Source organism: Candidatus Brocadia sinica JPN1, assembly GCF_000949635.1.
GTDB lineage: Bacteria > Planctomycetota > Brocadiia > Brocadiales > Brocadiaceae > Brocadia > Brocadia sinica.
In genome coordinates this window covers 1,971,328-1,989,334 of record NZ_BAFN01000001.1, presented here as the reverse complement: position 1 = coordinate 1,989,334, position 18,007 = coordinate 1,971,328, and the positions used below count along the sequence as shown (strand labels likewise).

Genomic DNA, 18,007 nt, shown 5'->3' with positions numbered 1-18,007 from the left:
ATGATGAATTCCAAAATATTATTTGCAACTAACAGAGTAGAAAAATACGGAAACGTGTCCGGATATTTAGAAAAAAAAGGGGGTTTTAGCGTAATTATCGCAAACGATGGGAATGAAGTATTAAGACATCTTGATAATCATGTTCCTGATTTTGCTATTTTGGATGTGAATTTACCGGTACTTGATGGATTTCAGTTGTGCAAAATAATGAAATCTGCTGTGTTCAGGCAATGTGAAACAGTTCCCGTTATTCTTTTATCGGAAACTTACGGAACTTATATGGCATCTCAATTGGCCAGATCTGTCGGCGCTTATAGTATCCTCCATGCACCTTTTGCAACGGAGGATTTGTTGCTCTTGATTCATAACAAATTAGTTCATGGAAGGGGTACTGCAGATAATGCCGGGTCTTTAAAATATAAAGCAAAGGTAATGATAGTAAATGACGACTCCGATGTCGTGAAACAATTTGAACATCGCATGGGTCAGGAAGGGTATGATGTCTTCGTTGAAGAGGATGCAGGAAGGGTGATTCATGCAGTGGAAATTGGAAGACCTCGCATTTTGTTTTTGGATTGTAATATGCCAAAATTAAATGGGCCGGAAATACTCAGGTGGATAAAGGGACGTATGCCTGAGACAATTGTTATTGTAATGACAGACCGTGGCTCTGAATTCTTGGCAATTGAATTGATGAAAGCGGGCGCAAATGACTATATCATATCACCCTTCGATATCAAAAGTGTTTCGGCCATTTGTGAAGATTCCTTTAAAAAATATGATATGGATCTTACCATAAAACGTCTGGGTGAGATAGAGTTAAAACTGCACTCTATGGTGGAGGGAATGGTCGATGGCGTCATACTGGTGGATACGCATGGTAAGACAACCCGGGTGAATGGGGCGGGAAAGGAAATGCTCAGGTATTTAGATATCAACAGGACTGATGATGGATCTCTCGTGAGCCTTAATAGTGTTGGTATCAAAGAGATTTATCATGAAATATTCTCGAAAAAACAACCATATGTTTCCTTTGAAATACATACGAAAGGAGATAATGAAAAACACTTTGTCGTCGTTGCCTCACCGGTAAACGGTGTTGGAGGGGAAAAGACAGGTGTTATTATTGTGCTAAGGGACGTTACGCGAGAGTATCAATTGCAGGAGCAGATCATAAGATCCGAAAGGCTCTATGCCGTGAGTAATTTGGTGGCAGGGGCTGCCCATGAGTTAAACAATCCGTTGGCAGGCATTCAGCTTTGCACTGACCTTGTATTAAATGACCCTTCGATTAGTGAAAAGGCAAAGAAGTATTTAAACAGGGTACAAAAAGAGGCTGAACAAATACAAAGTGTCATAAAAAGTCTGCTGACCCTTACAGGAAATTATACCCTGTCAAAAGAGCGGGTTAATACAAACGAGATTATCGAGGAAATCGTTGCACAAAAGGCCAACCAGTTTGACTATGTCGCTATTAAGGTCGCCAAATTGCTGGATGAGAAATTACCTTTGGTTTTTGTGGACAAGCATCAAATGCGGAGGGTATTCCTGAATATAATAGAAAATGCGTGTACTTCTATGGCAGGAGTGAGGAATGAGAGATGTTTAACCATCCAGACGGAAGGATGTAAAGATACAGTAAAAATTATGATATCAGACACAGGTCCGGGAATACCTGAAGAATATCTCACTAAGATATTTGAACCATTTTTTACTGCAAAAAATATTAAATATGCCAAGGGAACCGGATTAGGTCTGTCTATTGCCCATAGCATTGTTCATCAGCATAATGGCAGGATTTATGCCAAAAGCAAGTTGGGTACTGGTGCAACGTTCGTGATTGAATTGCCGGTACCATAGGCCCCCCCCATTAGCTTTACAATGGATGATCAAACCATTGCTGTCTTGTCAATGGTGAAGGCACCATAAACCGGTGAGGCGTATGTCTGTGTTGTCTATGGAGTTGCTTATTGTAAATCTAATGATTGTCTGGCTTCTCCAGCCAAATAGGCAGAACCGGTAATGCAGATCAAATCGTCCTGCGAAGCGATCTGTTTTGCGGATGCTACGGCATCTCGAACATTATCTAATATTTTTGATCGTTTACCACACAATTTTTCTATCCTCCGGTACAAATCATCGGGCTCGGCGGCACGAGGATTTCTGCTCCTGGTTACCACAATACAATCTCCCTCCCATACAATTTCCTTCAAAATATTGTCTAAATCCTTATCCTGCGAAAATCCCAGGATTAAGATTAATTTATGAAATTTGAAATTTTCCAGTAAGGTCTTTTTCAGGAATCGCATGGAATCAACCGTATGAGCGAAATCCAGTATAATGGATGGATTCTTTGAGAAGATTTCGATCCTTGCCGGGCAGTAGAGAGAAGCAAGGGCTTCCCGAATGACATCATCGCTGATTGAAATATAATTTCGGCACCTCATAACCTCTAGCGCACCCAAAACCAGGGCACAATTTTGTGCCTGATGAATACCTACAAGGGGAAGAACAATATCGTGGTAAGTATGCCGCCAGGTTTTTATTTTACATATCAAGCCCCTTGTTCCATTCCTATCAAAACTTCGCACCTCTTCAACCCATATATCCCGGCCTAAAAGGTATAATGGAGCATCTTTCTCCCTGCATGCCTTCTCTATTACTGGAAGGGCTTCAGGGGCTTCTACACCAGAAACAACAGGGACATGCTGCTTGATTATTCCAGCCTTTTCAAATGCAATACTTGAAAGGGTGTTACCCAGAATAGCCGTGTGATCAAGGCCAACATTGGTAATGATTGCTACCTGCGGTAGTATCACATTCGTGGAGTCAAGACGTCCACCCAATCCTACTTCCAGAACCGCCATCTCTACCCGCTTCTTTTTGAAGTAGAGCATGCCTGCTGCAGTAAGCATTTCAAAAAAAGTGGGAGATGCAGATAATTCCGTTTCCCGCAAGTGTTGAATGTAGGGACGGAGGTCATTGAGGATACTGGTAAATTCAGGGGCAGATATCTTTTTGTGGTTTATCTGAATACGTTCTTTTATATCGATCAGATGCGGGGATGTAAAAAGTCCAGTTGTCAGGCCAGCATGTTCCAGGATGGTTGATATCATAATGGCCGTAGACCCCTTCCCCTTTGTTCCGGTAATGTGAATGCAAGGCAGTTCTCTGTGGGGATTCCCTGCATACGCAAGCAGTTTTTTCATCCTCTCCAGACTGAATGTCGATGCATTATACTGATAATTGATCAGCTTTTCATAATCGATTGCCTTGTATAGAAAGGACAAGGCCTCTTCGTACGACTGAAAAGCAGGGTTATTTTTTTTGTTCACGTTTTCGCTGACTACAAGATCAAATGACTGAAATACAGAATTAAATTGGAGAACAGGCTGAAGATGGGAAAATTAAGATGAAAAACTTCCTTGTTTTGTCTTATTTTGGTTGGGTACAGATTGTATTTGCTGGATTTTTAGATAATTGCCAGAGAAGGGAGTCGAACCCTTACCCCCTGTGACGGGGACCAGATTTTGAGTCTGGCGTGTCTGCCAATTCCACCACTCTGGCTTTGATGTTAGTATAATATTTTATCTGAAATAATCAAAGAAAATTTCATTGTTTTATATTGGTGGTGGAATCCCGGATTTTAAAGCCGAAGATGCCTTCATTTCGGTATCGGCCTGTATATTTTTCAGATGATAGTAATCCATAACACCAAGATTCCCCTCACGAAATGCCTGGGCAATGGCCTTTGGCACTTCGGCCTCAGCCGCAAGTATTTTAGCTATATTTTCTTCTGTAAGCACCTTCATCTCTTGTTCTCTCGCAATGGCCATTCCTCGCCGTTTCTCGGCATCCGCCTGTGCTATACGTTTATCTGTTTCAGCCTGGTCGGCTTGTAGTTTCGCATTGATGTTGTCACCCACAGTAATATTGACAATATTAATCGAAAGGATCTGAAAGGCTGTATCACTATCGAGTCTCTTTTCCATGACAAGCCTGGATATCAGATCGGGGCTTTCGATAACTTTTTTGTACGTTTCAAGTGAACCAACGATTGTTATAATTCCTTCACCAACGCGGGCAACGATGGTTTCCTCTGTAACTCCTCCTACAAGCCTTTCTATATCAGTGCGGATGGTTATGCGCGCCTTTACCTTCAGCTGGATGCCGTCTTTTGTGATTGTATCTAAGGTGGTACAACCTTTCGCAGGGTCAGGACAATCGATCACCTTTGGGTTAATACAGATTTTTACGGCATCAAATACATCTCTTCCTGCAAGATCCAGTGCACAGGCAAGGTCAAAACCAAGCCTAATGCCTGCCTTCTGTGCAGCAATAAGAGAACGAACAACATGGTTTATATTTCCCCCTGCCAGAGAATGCGCCTCAAGAGATGATGGAACGATGTCGATTCCTGCTTTCTTTGCCATGATGCGATATTCCACAATAGATCGCACATCAACTTTCCGAAGGGTCATACTGATCATTTGCAAGAGGGACATGTGGGCATCTGACGTAACGGCCTTGATATAGAGCCATCCAAATTTAAAAAGGATAAATCCACATATACTTAGGAACAAAAAGAGCAAAACGGATAAAAATATCGAGATGCTTGCAGATATCATAAGAACTGGCAAATATTGCATATTCTTTTTCCTTAGTGTTAATTTAGATGCCTTGAATGCCTTGTTATACTATACCATAGGTGTCCTTCATGTCAACAATTGTTAGGTATTTTTCTGTAAATAATTGCATGATGCTATCCAGAGTTTCGGGAAGGAAAAGAAGTCGTAGGCATGTTCCCTTGCTACTTTCCTGTTGTAATTTAAAGGCAATGGATTATAATGGCAAAAATTTGTGAAGTGAGGTATTTTATGATGAGTTTATAATTCCAGATGGTACCCTATTGGATTTTGCAAATTTCTCTCTGTCACCTTCGTACAAACAAGGGAAAAGGGAAGGATTTTTAACAGGTACAATGAGATTCATTACCGTCTGAATGGTTTCCTATGTTTTTTAATCTGATAACGATGTCAGTCGTCAAGAAATTTTTTTTTATTGCCGGTATTATTCTTATCGTATTTTTCTCACCTCGTATAATCTTTGCACAATCGCCACTTTTCCTCATACCCCCGACAGAGTTCATGGCCTTTGATACACCGAATGATGCCGGGGAAACCGTATCACTGACGTGGCCTGCATCTCCCAATGACGCTCCTGATGTTTTTTATGTGATTTACATCGATAAAGATAAAAATGGCGCCTTTGAAAAGGAGGCCATTCGTATAAAGTCAAATACCAGCTATCGGACAAGCGTCCCTGAAATTTACGGCTATAAAAAGAGGAATGGCGACTATCACTATGTTCAAATAATCCCCAGAAAGGTTTTCAATGAGGAAACTCTTGACAAAAAGCAGGTCTATTATTTCAAACTGGCGATGGTGGCAGGTGATACGAAAATTACCCTGGATACCATCGCCTCTGCTTCGGCACGCGGTAATTGGTTACACACAAAAAAGATAAACAATTTTGTAATTATGATCATACTCTCAGCAATTATTCTCTATTTTATTGTGCACGCACGGCGAAATCCCAATATGTTTCTGAGGAAGATCAGTGGTTTGGATGCCGTGGATGAGGCCCTGGGACGCGCCACAGAGATGGGTAAACCCGTGCTTTTTGTTCATGGACTAACCGGCATGGGAAGCATATCGACTATTGCAGCAATAAGTATTCTCGGTAGAATCGCGCGAAAGATCGCAGACTATGATGCCAACCTGAAGGTCGTTAATAATGACCCCATTGTGATGTCTGTGAGTCAAGAGGTAGTGAAGGAATCGTACCTGGAGGCAGGGCGTCCCGATGCCTATAATTCTGATAACGTCTTTCTGGTGGCATCCGAACAGTTTCCTTATGTGGCGGCAGTGGGTGGTATTATGACCAGGGAAAAACCAGCTGCCAATTTTTTTGTAGGATACTTCTATGCCGAAGCCCTGATTCTGGCGGAAACAGGCGCTTCTACAGGGGCAATCCAGATTGCCGGTACTGATGCCTATACCCAGCTGCCCTTCTTTATTACCACCTGTGACTACACCCTGATTGGAGAGGAACTTTACGCCGCCAGTGCTTATTTATCAAGGGAACCCATGCTCATGGGGACGCTCAGGGCACAGGATGTGGGAAAGGGACTCCTTATTATTATATTACTATTGGGCACCTTGCTGGCCAGTTTTGGGGTGACATATATTACGCATCTGTTTGAGGCTTTTTAAAATGAGGATTTTTTGATTATTCAGTGTAATTCTGTGAAAATCTGTGGTGAAATATGAATTTTCTGAAACGTACCATTCCGCTGATCATTGCCTTTGTTATGGGTGTTCTCATGGCTATGCAGTATTATGTCCCGCATAAACTTTCACAGGACTTGCTGGAGGTGGTGTCCAAATGGGATAGGATCATTGCAGGTTTTGCTGTGTTTATAGGGGCGTATAGCTTGTTCCATCTGCACTGGACGAGAATGAAAAGGAAGGTAGAAGGCTGGGGATACAGCGTCTTTGTCTATCTTGGGGCAATAATTACCCTGGTATTTGGTCTGTTAAATGGGGGAAAATTTTTCTGGAATGACAAGCAGGAGGGGACGATGTTTGACTGGCTTTATTACTATATACAGGTTCCTGCCGGCGCCACGATCTTTTCCATTTTGGCCTTCTTTATTGCTTCTGCGGCCTACCGAACCTTTCGCGCCCGTACTAATGAATCGACGGTATTATTGATTGCGGCTATTATCGTTATGCTTGGAAGGGTGCCCATCGGGAACTACATTTCTCACTATATCCCTGCCGTGGCCGATTGGATCATGGCAGTCCCGAACCTCGCTGCCAAGCGTGGTATCCTTTTAGGTGTGAGCCTGGGGGCGATTGCGACCTCTCTCAAAATCATAATTGGTATTGAACGATCCTATCTGGGGGGGGGGAGATTAATGGGAAGATTTTTTCTCGTGAACTATCGCCGTCAGGAGACGGCTCCTGTCCGTGGAGGTGATTAGAGTGGAAAGATTTTTGCAGATAGACCGCCGCATTATCTTTGCAATCATCACCGTGGCAGTTATTGTTTCTCTTGTCGTGCGATTTGAGTTACCCATTCCCGCCTCGGAACCGGTGGAGGGGATTTACCGGAAGATAGAGTCGTTGCCTGAAGGTTCCCATGTCATGATTGCCTTTGATTATGATCCCTCCTCAAAAGAAGAATTACAACCCATGGCCATAGCCTTCCTTCATCATTGTTTTAGCAGAAATTTGAAAGTTATTGGCATGACACATTATCCGGGTGCCCCGGGACTTGCAGAGCAAGCGCTAACCTCGGTAGCTAGCCAATACCAGAAAAAACATGGTGTGGACTATGCCTTTCTGGGTTATAAACCCGGGTCTGCTTCTCTCATTATTAATATGGGGGAAAATCTGTATTCTGCCTTTCCCAAGGATTTTTACGGAAATGACACGACGACATTACCCGTCTTGCATGGTATTGATTCACTCAGGGAAATCGATTACTTATTTGACCTTGCAGCAGGCACAACTATTGAAACATGGATAGCCTTTGGAAAAGAAAAATACAAATTTGAACTCGGCGCAGGATGCACCGCTGTGATGGGACCTGATATGTATCCCTTTCTCCAATCAAAACAGCTTACTGGTTTGCTTGGTGGTCTCAAGGGCGCTGCTGAATATGAGGCATTGGTCAAGAAAAAGGCCAATGCCGTGAGCGGAATGCGGCCACAAAGCGTGGTGCATGTAATTATTATTATCTTTGTCATACTTGGCAACGTTTTCTATTTTATCTCCAAAAGGGCTGTACATGCGTAAGGATTCTAACTTTTTCATATTAGTTGGCACAATTGGATTGTTCGCCTGCATCAATATCTTTTTAATGGCATCGGGGAAACTTCCTTTCTCCTTCGATGGATTTGGTATAATTCTGGGTGCTGGGCTTACCCTGGCCATTTATAGCTTCCTTTATAAAGACAACCCGGCATTCAAGATTGCCGAGAATCTTTATGTGGGTGTTTCCTTAGGATACACCATCATTATTACCTGGTTTAACTTCTTAAAACCCGACCTCTATGACCCCCTTATCGTGCCAATGTTTTCAAAGGCCTCAGAAAAGGCTCCTCAGTATGCATTACTCATTCCCTCCCTATTGGGGATCTTTATGCTGCTCAGATTTTCAAGAAGATTATCGTGGTTGAGTCGTTGGACATTTGCATTTGTGGTAGGCCTTGGAGCAGGAGTCAGCATTCCACGGGTTATTTCGGCATTTATCCTGGAGCAGATAAAACCGTCCCTGCATCCCGTCTTTTCCAGCGGAGAAACTCTCCTCTCCAGCATTAATACCTTGCTCATCATGCTGGGAGTAATCTCTGTACTTATCTACTTTATCTTTTCCGTCGAACACAAAGGCGCAATTGGGAAGGTATCAAAGATCGGCATATGGTTTCTCATGATCTCCTTCGGTGCATCCTTCGGCTATACAGTTATGGGCAGGTTGTCGTTGCTGATTGGCCGGATACAGTTTTTACTCAGGGACTGGTTAGGAATTTTACAGTAATTCAGAGACAGTTCATCATACCTGATATCGATATCTGGTAATTTATAATCCAGCATAATAAATCAAGCATTTTTTACTGAAAAGAATAACAATACATTCTGAAACCAATAACACTCGATTTGTCAATAAACAAGACCTTTCTGAGATATTATAATTTATTATTTACGCCCCAACCGTCCAATCAGGGTCATATCTGGCATGGCACTGCGGGCAGATGAGGATGATCTTGCAGGTCTTCTCTGTTACTCGCATAAACGAAGTGTGGAAGCCGTCATCATATCCGCAATTGGGACAAACGTGAAGCTCCTTATCTATGGAAACAGGCCGTGGTACTTTATTGTTCAATTCCTTACCCTGATAGTTGAATCCGAGAAATTCAATTTGACCTCTTCATGTCTTCCTTTACGTCTATAATCCCTTACAGGAGGCAATCCGTGCCTTTTCCTCTTTGATTTGCAGCTTTACTTCTGCCAGCCTCTGCTTTATACCTTCTTTTTTGAGGTATATTATATCACATCTCTTTTCCCCTTGCATTATGACTTTGATATTTTTTTAACAAATACCCCCAATTACAACACAGTTTTCATCTTGTATTCACCTATGAACTTCTGTATATTTAAACTTTAGTATTCATGGTAAATAAATTTTTTGAATTTTATTTTCGGGGTGGAAACGTGATTTTATTCATAAAACATATAGATATTGAAGGCCCCGGCACCATTGCGGATTTTTTGGAAGATAATAAGTTACCATACGAGGTTATTGACCTCTCGCATGGTGATAAAGTGCCTAAACTGGAAAAGAATTTCCAGGCGGTTATTTCTCTTGGTGGCCCCATGAATGTGTATGAAGAGGAGAAATACCGGTTTTTGAAAGACGAGGATATCCTGCTCAAAAGAATCGCTGAAGAGGAAGTGCCCTTTCTGGGGATTTGCCTGGGTGCGCAATTGATCGCTAAAGCAACCGGCTCGAAAGTAACAAAAAATCCTGAGAAAGAGATTGGATGGTACAAGATTGTTCTTAATGATAATGGACTAAAGGATGATTTGTTCAGAGACCTTCCGGAAGTTTTCAAAGTATTTCAATGGCATGGAGACACCTTTGGCATACCGCATGGAGGAAAAAGATTAGCTTTTTCGGAACTATGCCAGAATCAGGCGTTAAAATACGGTCGGAATATTTACGGCATCCAGTTTCATGTGGAAGTGACAAAAGATATGATCACCCGGTGGGCTGATGCTTACAAGGGAGAATTGGAATCGCTCAAGGGCATTGTCTCAGATAAACAAAAGATGCTTGAAGATTATACCAAATTAGAAAAAGACTACATGAAACAAGCGGAACGGTTCTATGTAAATTTTTTTACTGTGGCAGGTTTTCTGAAAAAAAGGCTTTTTTCCTTTACCCATAGAGTTTAGGAATAGATTTCTATTTTCAACCAACTCGAAAATTTTTTTCCGAAAAAAAATATTTCCACACAAGACATCCTCATAAAAGTCTATCCATTGACAATCAAAACCACAATGATGCAGCTCTGGATAATAGCAGTAAAATTCCAGGAGAAAAATGAGTGAGGAATCAAAAATTGAAACAAGCGATTTTGGCTATGGAAATTGTTTGCACATTGTTCTCCTTCAGGGTATGTAACATCTACGCGTATGCTTATGAATACGGTATAGTTGCTGTAGGACACAAAGAATTACCTGTCAGGAAGAGCGGCCATCGTATCCGATTTAACCATCCCTATGAGCTTACGGAAGATGTTATCGCAAAAGTATTATCAAATATTCATTACAGAGAAAAGGGGCTGTTTAAAAGGATAAGGACCTTAAATGTCTTTCAAGATAAAGAAACAAAACAGTTAGTTCCCCTGATTGTGCATGCGTTTTCGGTTGCAACACCGGCACAAGTCGTTACCGTTTCGTCTTATTCCGAGCGTTTGCTTTTAACCGATAGGCATAATTATTGTGTATTATTCATGGATGACCGGAATCTGAACATTGTCTTCAGCCATGTTCATAAATTTCAAACGTATAACGATATCATGTCAGAGAAAAAAAAGTACTATTATACGGCATCAGAAAATCCTCTGAAAAAGAGACGCAGCGGTTTTTGGAAATTAGTTCCTTCTGCAGGACAACAGTTAGAACCCGGTCACGAAAACTGGCTTGTCATAAATTTATCAAAAGAAATCCCCTAATAACTTGATGCGGTGTATCCACAACCAAAATTGAGAAACATATGTCGGGTTGCGTGGCGCATGTTCTGCCGTGAGTGCTTAACATGTTTCCGGTTTGTCTTTTATATTGACTGAGAAAGTAAAATCTGTTACTATTTTTATTACTCCATAACAACTACATTACATGCTCTCGCCGAATGCTGCCTTTTCCTATACAAGATAACAGTATACAATTGATTGTAAATATTTGTACTTATGCAAAAAATAACACAAACATTTTGTAGTACATTACTCATATCTGTAAGTTTACTGACAGGATGCTCCGCAATTTCGAGAAAGGTTGCAATTGAAAAGGTACATCTGAAGACCGCCATTGAACTCCGGCGCAAGTTGGACGAGTGGACAGAGCAGTTGCATTCCAATGACCCTACGATACGAAGCTCGGCGGCCGTTTCTTTATTGGGCCTAAACCTTCTCAACGCACAGGAACCGCTCATAAGGATATTAAAAGACGACAAAGAGCGTGACGATGTTAAGATATCGGTTATCAAAGCATTTGGATTTACCAAGGATGATTGTGCGGCTGATATCCTGATTGAATTGCTGGACAGCGATTCTGTTGCAATACAAACAGCTTCGGCAGAGACCCTCGGGGAATTAAAAACAAAAAAGTCTATCCAGATGATGTCGGAGGCGCTACTGGATCCACAACGATCTCTGAATGCAAAAATCATGTTAGCAAAGGCCATGGGTAATACAAATGACCGGGATGCGGTCGAGCCTCTGATTCAAATGCTGGCAATGGATGACAGGGGCGTGAGAGAAGCCGCAAAGAAATCTTTGGAAAAAATTACCAAGTTAGCCAGCAGTAATGATATAGTGTGGTGGAATGAATGGTGGCTTCTCAACAAGGCAAAAACGCGGGAACAATGGATGGAGGATATCGTATTAAAGCAGGAAGAAAACGCAAAACAACTGGAATCAAAGATCGCAGCGATGGAACTTGAAGTGGCTCAAAAGTCAATCAAACTGCTCGAAATTCGGCCTGATAAAACGGACACAAAACCATTAATTGATGCCATCAGGAGTGAATACCCGGAAGTAAGAATATTTGCAGCAAAAGAATTAGTAAAGATCAAAGACCCCACGGTAATCGATGTATTGATCGATGCTATTTCAGATAAAGAGGAAGAGGTCCGTATTGTTGTAGTTCAGGCACTGGGAGAAATTGGTGATGAGAGGGCTGTGAAACCCTTAATCCATACCCTAAATGACGAGAGTATGGTTGTCAGTGAAAAGGCCGCCAAGTCATTAGGCCAATTAGGAAAACATGAAGCAGTAGAGGCTTTAATTTCGGCATTAAACAATAATACGAATTTGTCTATTGTATGTTCTCTTGTCGAAGCTCTGGGGCAAATCGGTGACACAAGGGCTGTCGAACCTTTGATTGTCTTTTTAACACACAAAGAATCAAAAGTAAGAGAGTGTACGGCCGCATCCCTTGGAAAGCTTCGTGATGCCCGCGCTGTGGAACCTCTCATTGCCGTCCTGAGTGACGAACAGGAGCGTGTGCGCTGGTACGCTGCCGATAGTTTGGGTAAAATCGGCGACCCTGTTTGTGTAGAATCTCTCGTCAAATTACTCTCGGATACCAGCGCTCGGGTAAGAGAATCCGCCGTGACGGCATTAGGACAGATCGGAAATGAACAGGCTATGGAATCGCTGATAAAAGCACTTCAGGATATGGATAAACGCGTGGCAGAACAAGCTGCAGAATCTCTGGTCAATATTAAGAAAATGAATTTTGATACCCTGGATACTGTGGCAACTACCTTTTATACCAACAAGGATTATAAAAGGGCAGTAACCCTTCTTGAAAGACAAATTACCGAATACTCAAAACAACCTGAACTGCAGGAAAAGATTTCACAAACGAAAATCAAGTTAGCTAAAACGCTGTCCGCAATAAAAGATTGGCCAAAGGCGCTTGACCTTTACGAGGAAATGATGAAGCGATCACCCGGCGACGATACAATAAAATCGGAACTCATCCAGTGTTTAAAAGAAATGAAGCAATATGACCGTGCTTTGGAATGGTACTCAACATGGATCAAAGAAACACCACAAAATAATCAACTTTATTGGCAGGGTCGTTTAGATATTGCCAGGACCATGTTTGATCAGGGAAAGTTTGAACATGTGAAGAATCTCATTGATGGCTTGCAAAAAGAGGATCCCAGTTTTGGCGGGGAAACATTTAAGTCTCAATTTCAGGAACTGGGAGAAAAGTGCTTAGAAGATTTGGCCAAATCTGACAGGGTAAGCCAGATTTCAGGAGCAGAACAAACCGCCGGTTTTCAGGATAAAGAGTAATTTGGTTTGAGGTATCCATTACGAACATGAAAATACTTATTGTCGGTGCCGGAGCTGTTGGATTTAATCTGGCAAAGCAATTATCAAAAGAAGGACACGATATCTCCGTTGTAGAAAAAGATCAGGAGCTTGTAAAACGGATCAGTGAAAAGTTGGATGTCTTTGTTGTTTCAGGAAGCGCCAGCTCTCCCATAGTCCTTGAAGATGCTGGAATAAAAAATACCGATATGGTATTGGCCGTTACAAACAGCGACGAGATCAACATGGTGGTATGCACGATTGCTCACAGTTATGATGTCAAAACCAAGATCGCCAGGATAAGAAGTCCTGAATTTACTGATGAACAACCGTTTTTACGTCGAAACGGATTCCATATAGATCACATTGTGAATCCGGAAAAAATTACCATTAATTCTATTTTGAACATTATTGGAACTCCTGGGGCCATTTATGTAGCCGATTTTACCGAAGGAGATATCCTCCTGAGAGGGTTTAATGTGCCTGGAGATGCCCCCATAGCAGGGAAAAAACTCTCTGAATTAAAAGAAATCGAGTCTACTGATTCTTTCCTTATCGTTGGCATTCAGCGAAATGAAGAGATGGTTATTCCGACTGGAGAAACCAAGATACTCCCGCACGACAACATCTTTGTACTCGTGGCCAGAGAAGCATTGCCTTACTTCTTGCCGATGGTCAACAGGCGTGCAGACGAGGTTGAAAAGATCACTATTTATGGCGTAAATCGTGCAAGCCTTGAGCTGGCAAAAAAACTGGAAGACCTGAAAATCGGGGTTACCATAATTGAACCTGATAAGGAAAAAACACAGCAAGCTGCCAGGGTTCTTGATAAAACGATCATACTTCAGGGAGACGCACTGGATATTGACCTCCTGAAGGAATCGTCTATTGATATCGTTGATTTCTTTGTAGCTTTGTCTGAAAATGAACAGACGAATATCCTGTCTTCGTTATTGGCCAAAAGACTTGGTGCAAAAAAGGCAATCGTACTTACGGTAGACCCGACATTCGTGCCAATTATCAATTCTTTAGGTATGGACATTGTAATAAATCCACGGCTTATTACGGTGGGTTCTATATTGCAGTATATTCGACGCGGCCATACACTTTCCGTTGTAAAATTTCATCAGAGTGAGGCCGAGGCCATAGAGTTAGTTGCCGAAGATGGCTCTAAGATCGTGGGTAAACCACTCAGAGATATATCTTTTCCACAAGGCTCTATCCTTGGCGCTATTGTGCGTGAAGGTGTCATGCAAATACCTGCAGGTAATACCATCATTAATCCTGACGAAAGAGTCATCGTCTTTGCCCTCCCTAATGCTCTCGAAAAGGTTCAATCCCTTTTCGTTACGAAAAAAGACTGAACAGAAATTCATATTTCGAGAATACAGCGCTTATGAAAATCTCCATTGTATTGTACACCGTAGGTAACCTTGTGCTTATGCTGGCCGGTATCCTCCTGGTTCCACTAGGTGTGGCTTTTTATTATAAAGAAGACGCCGCTATGTGGGCATTTGTTTATACCATCATTGTCACGGGTATTTTCGGTGGTTTAAGCAAGGCATTTTTTAGAAAAAAAGAAGATATTGGCATTCGAGAGGGTATTGCCATTGTAACACTCAGCTGGATCATATGTATCTTGCTAAGCGCCCTTCCTTTCTGGTATTCAGGTGCATGCACCACGTATTGTGATGCTGTTTTTGAAACGACCAGTGGTTTTACAACCACTGGGGCATCCATTTTTAAAGAAGTAGAAATACTACCTCAGAGCATCCTTTTTTGGAGGGCATTTACTTGCTGGGTGGGCGGTATGGGAATTATCGTCGTCTTCGTTGCCCTCCTCCCCGCTATGGGTGTAAGCGGTTATCAGCTTTTTAGTGCTGAAGTTAGCGGTCCTACTGCTGACAGGCTAAAACCAAGAATAGGTGAAACTGCAAAATTACTATGGTACATCTATCTCGCCATCACTGCCTCAATGATATTGACTCTCTTCTGCGGAGGTATGCCTATCTTCGATGCGGTATGTCATACTTTCAGCACCGTCTCTACTGCTGGCTTTTCCACGAAAAATACGAGTATTGCATATTATAACAGCCTCTATATTGAAATTGCAGTAGCAGCCTTCATGTTTATCTGCGGATGTAACTTTGCACTTTATTACAAGTGTTTTCAAAAAGAATTTAAAAAGGTTTTTAAAAATTCAGAGCTTCGATTTTTTGCCGGATTAATTTTGATGGCAATTGTATTTATAGCGACGACTTTATATTTCAGCCAACCGGAATCGTATAATGGTGGAATCAAGGACAACCGTTATTACGATTTGGGAAATTCTTTTCGATACGCCTTTTTTCAAGTGATAACTGTATGTACCGGAACTGGCCATGTTTCTACCGATTTTGACTTATGGCCAAATGCCCCCAGATTTCTCCTGGTTTTATTAATGTTTATTGGCGCATGCGCTGGTTCGACAGGTGGCGGTATAAAATGCGTTCGGATACTATTGATGCTAAAATCAAGTGCAAGGGAATTTGGCAGGATATTAAGGCCACGCATGGTAAAACACGTAAAACTCAATGGCGAGTCCGTAAGTGAAGAAATTATTACAGAAAGTTCTGTATTCTTCGTCGTATATTTAGGTTTTTTTGGTATTTCTACACTGGCATTAATGGCCTTAAATACGGACATAATTACTGCCTTTTCCGCTGTGGCGACATGCATGGCCAACTGTGGACCTGGTTTGGCGAAGGTCGGTCCTATGGCTAACTATAGTGAAATTGCTTATGCCGGCAAGTGGATCTTAAGTTTCTGTATGCTCTTAGGAAGGCTGGAAATTTATAGTTTAATCCTCATATTTTTACCTATTCTCTGGAAACGGTAAAATTCAAACGTTAGAATTCTGTTGACTCATAAAAAATGAGATGATATACTTTATAATCTCATATGGGCGATTAGCTCAATTGGCTAGAGCACTTGCCTTACAAGCAAGGGGTCATAGGTTCGAGTCCTATATCGCCCACCATTATTGTCAACACAAATTGCGTAATCGATGAAAATTCTGGGGCCGTAGCTCAATTGGTTAGAGTACCAGACTGTCGATCTGGATGTTGCGGGTTCGAGTCCCGTCGGCCTCGTTTTTTATACATTTATAAGTCAACGACTTAGCGTTTTTAACCCCCCTCAAAAAACCTCCCCCAATGTGTCCACAAAATTAAAAAAGATAGCGTCTTAAATAAAGGAGCAGTCTGCGTGTTTAAAAACGTAGATAAGCTTTTCGAAGATTTTTATAACGATATAAAGAGGGGAGGAGAAAATCTATACCAACAGCGAATTACAACAAGCTAAGCCTGGAAATTGTAGTTTAAAAAAGAAAATGGAATGCAGACTAAAGCGGTGCAGCTACAAATTGCGTTAATTTTTATAGCTTAAATAGAATTCAGACTGTTTATTACAATACCCGTTATTAATTTCGGATAAAAGTACGTTGATTTTGGGGGCATGACCTTGCGCGCCATAGCAATTTCTCTTACCTGTTCAATACGCGTTGGGTTAAGAAAGAAGGCCAATTGATACTGGCCGGATCGTACAAGCGATACGGCTTCTGCTTCATCCTTCACATATTTCACGTAATCTTTCAAGGTCACATCGTTAGAATTTATACCCAATATTTTGTCGATAATCATGCCATGAAGAATACCTGCATCAAGGTGTTTCCATTCGGGATGGTTATTAGTAAATGCCATATCCAGTACTTTTTCATTGCTGAGCCGCAATTTATAATAGGCATTTTCCTGACCAACATACATTACAAAAGTGTGGCCTTTGGTTTCATTGTTGAGTTGTGACATAAAATCCTCTACCGCACATCCCTTGCCTAGCAGTTCGACCGTAAAAGACTCTTGTAACGACTTTAAAATACGGTCGAGGTGATAATCCCTTATATTGCATACGAGCCGATGAGCAGGCAATATCTTCAACCCGTTATTGTTCATCGATACGCATACCATCATTACATAATCTGAAGGCAAATCATTTCCGGATTGGCTATTTTCCTTATGCATTTGTTCTTTGTAAACCAATGCAGTTTCGTAGCGATGGTGTCCATCTGCAATAAAAAGGGGTTTTTCCTTCATGAGGGTAACTAATTTATCGATGGTCTGTTTTTCCTTTATCACCCAAAGCTTGTTTTTCACTCCGGTATCGTCTGTAAAATCCACCTCTGGTCTTGTGACAGTTGTCGTTGACAGATAAGAATCGATTGCGTTATTCTCGTCCGGGAAAAGGGCAAAAATGGAACTGAGGTTGGCCCGGCACGATTGGGTAAGTTTCAAGCGGTCTGCCTTCGGGCCAGGAAGTGTTTGCTCATGGGGGTAGATGTATCCTTTATCAAAAGGCTCCAGCTTTACTAATGAAATAAATCCTCTTCTGGCCAGCCATCTGTTGCCAGACAAAAATTCCTGATCGTAAATATAAATTGCCGGGGCATCTTCCTGTTTAAGGATGCCTTTTTCCCTCCAACTCTTGAGAAATTCAGCAGCACGGGTATATTTGTTGTTTTCTTCTGTATCGCCGAGGAAGCCCTTTCCCAAATCCAAACGAATGATATTATTGGGGTGAATCTGATAATATCGCTCTTGATCCTGAGGTGAGATTACATCGTAAGGTGGTGTCACAACGGATGAAATGTCCGTAATGATGTCTTGATTGTACCGTAACCCCCGAAACGGTTTTATAATGGCCATAGTAAATTTGCGATTTATGATGTGCGATTTACGATTTGAAATCCAAAATTCGAAATCGTAAATCTAAAATACTTTGATTCTGACCTATCCA

At 41.7% G+C, this 18,007-nt stretch carries 14 protein-coding genes and 3 tRNA genes; 12 read left to right on the top strand and 5 right to left on the bottom strand.

The window, feature by feature from the left end; genetic code table 11:
* Entirely contained in the window at window positions 1–1,860 is a 1,860-nt protein-coding gene (locus BROSI_RS08845) for a response regulator (protein ID WP_052563393.1), read from the top strand.
* Between the two features lie 107 nt (window positions 1,861–1,967).
* Here BROSI_RS08845 and BROSI_RS08840 read toward each other — a convergent pair whose 3' ends face one another.
* The 3 genes from BROSI_RS08840 to floA form a co-directional block, all read right to left on the bottom strand.
* The gene (locus BROSI_RS08840) at window positions 1,968–3,335 is read right to left on the bottom strand and encodes a bifunctional folylpolyglutamate synthase/dihydrofolate synthase (RefSeq protein ID WP_052563392.1); all 1,368 of its coding nucleotides are present in this window, start codon (window positions 3,333–3,335) and stop codon (window positions 1,968–1,970) included.
* Between the two features lie 146 nt (window positions 3,336–3,481).
* Window positions 3,482–3,567, bottom strand: a tRNA-Leu gene (locus tag BROSI_RS08835).
* Window positions 3,568–3,620: 53 nt separating this feature from the next.
* Window positions 3,621–4,649, bottom strand: coding sequence for a flotillin-like protein FloA (gene floA / locus BROSI_RS08830; protein ID WP_052563391.1), 1,029 nt, complete (start codon window positions 4,647–4,649; stop codon window positions 3,621–3,623).
* 384 nt (window positions 4,650–5,033) lie between these two features.
* Between floA and BROSI_RS08825 the strand changes: the two genes are divergently transcribed.
* From BROSI_RS08825 to BROSI_RS08810, 4 genes are read left to right on the top strand one after another with little or no spacing between them, the layout of a single operon-like run.
* Complete coding sequence (locus tag BROSI_RS08825; RefSeq protein WP_162183231.1) at window positions 5,034–6,275, top strand: DUF6754 domain-containing protein; 1,242 nt, start codon at window positions 5,034–5,036, stop codon at window positions 6,273–6,275.
* Between the two features lie 53 nt (window positions 6,276–6,328).
* Window positions 6,329–7,048, top strand: coding sequence for a hypothetical protein (locus tag BROSI_RS08820; protein WP_200891727.1), 720 nt, complete (start codon window positions 6,329–6,331; stop codon window positions 7,046–7,048).
* 1 nt (window position 7,049) lies between these two features.
* Window positions 7,050–7,865, top strand: a complete 816-nt coding sequence (locus tag BROSI_RS08815; protein WP_052563389.1) for a hypothetical protein — start codon at window positions 7,050–7,052, stop codon at window positions 7,863–7,865.
* Window positions 7,858–8,607, top strand: coding sequence for a hypothetical protein (locus BROSI_RS08810; RefSeq protein WP_052563388.1), 750 nt, complete (start codon window positions 7,858–7,860; stop codon window positions 8,605–8,607). Before BROSI_RS08815 ends, BROSI_RS08810 begins: the two co-directional genes overlap by 8 nt.
* A 162-nt stretch (window positions 8,608–8,769) precedes the next feature.
* Here BROSI_RS08810 and BROSI_RS19060 read toward each other — a convergent pair whose 3' ends face one another.
* On the bottom strand, window positions 8,770–8,952 hold the full coding sequence (locus BROSI_RS19060) for a hypothetical protein (RefSeq protein ID WP_082059128.1): 183 nt from the start codon (window positions 8,950–8,952) through the stop codon (window positions 8,770–8,772).
* 329 nt (window positions 8,953–9,281) lie between these two features.
* Here BROSI_RS19060 and BROSI_RS08800 point away from each other — a divergent pair, with 329 nt between their 5' ends.
* The 7 genes from BROSI_RS08800 to BROSI_RS08770 all read left to right on the top strand — a co-directional run bounded on the left by BROSI_RS08800 (window position 9,282) and on the right by BROSI_RS08770 (window position 16,308).
* Entirely contained in the window at window positions 9,282–10,025 is a 744-nt protein-coding gene (locus BROSI_RS08800; RefSeq protein ID WP_157842459.1) for a type 1 glutamine amidotransferase, read from the top strand.
* A gap of 167 nt (window positions 10,026–10,192) precedes the next feature.
* Window positions 10,193–10,807 (top strand): hypothetical protein, encoded by a 615-nt coding sequence (locus tag BROSI_RS08795; protein ID WP_162183230.1) that lies wholly within the window; start codon window positions 10,193–10,195, stop codon window positions 10,805–10,807.
* Between the two features lie 234 nt (window positions 10,808–11,041).
* Entirely contained in the window at window positions 11,042–13,159 is a 2,118-nt protein-coding gene (locus BROSI_RS08790) for a HEAT repeat domain-containing protein (protein WP_052563384.1), read from the top strand.
* A gap of 26 nt (window positions 13,160–13,185) precedes the next feature.
* Entirely contained in the window at window positions 13,186–14,541 is a 1,356-nt protein-coding gene (gene trkA / locus BROSI_RS08785) for a Trk system potassium transporter TrkA (protein ID WP_052563383.1), read from the top strand.
* A gap of 32 nt (window positions 14,542–14,573) precedes the next feature.
* Window positions 14,574–16,055 carry a TrkH family potassium uptake protein gene (locus BROSI_RS08780; RefSeq protein WP_052563382.1) on the top strand — a complete coding sequence of 494 codons (1,482 nt, stop codon included), beginning with the start codon at window positions 14,574–14,576 and terminating at the stop codon, window positions 16,053–16,055.
* A gap of 64 nt (window positions 16,056–16,119) precedes the next feature.
* Window positions 16,120–16,196, top strand: a tRNA-Val gene (locus BROSI_RS08775).
* Window positions 16,197–16,234: 38 nt separating this feature from the next.
* Window positions 16,235–16,308 (top strand) — tRNA-Asp (locus BROSI_RS08770).
* A gap of 291 nt (window positions 16,309–16,599) precedes the next feature.
* On the opposite strand, the gene BROSI_RS08765 is transcribed toward BROSI_RS08770, so the two are convergent.
* Window positions 16,600–17,916, bottom strand: coding sequence for a DUF1015 domain-containing protein (locus BROSI_RS08765; protein WP_052563381.1), 1,317 nt, complete (start codon window positions 17,914–17,916; stop codon window positions 16,600–16,602).
* Between the last annotated feature and the right edge of the window lie 91 nt (window positions 17,917–18,007).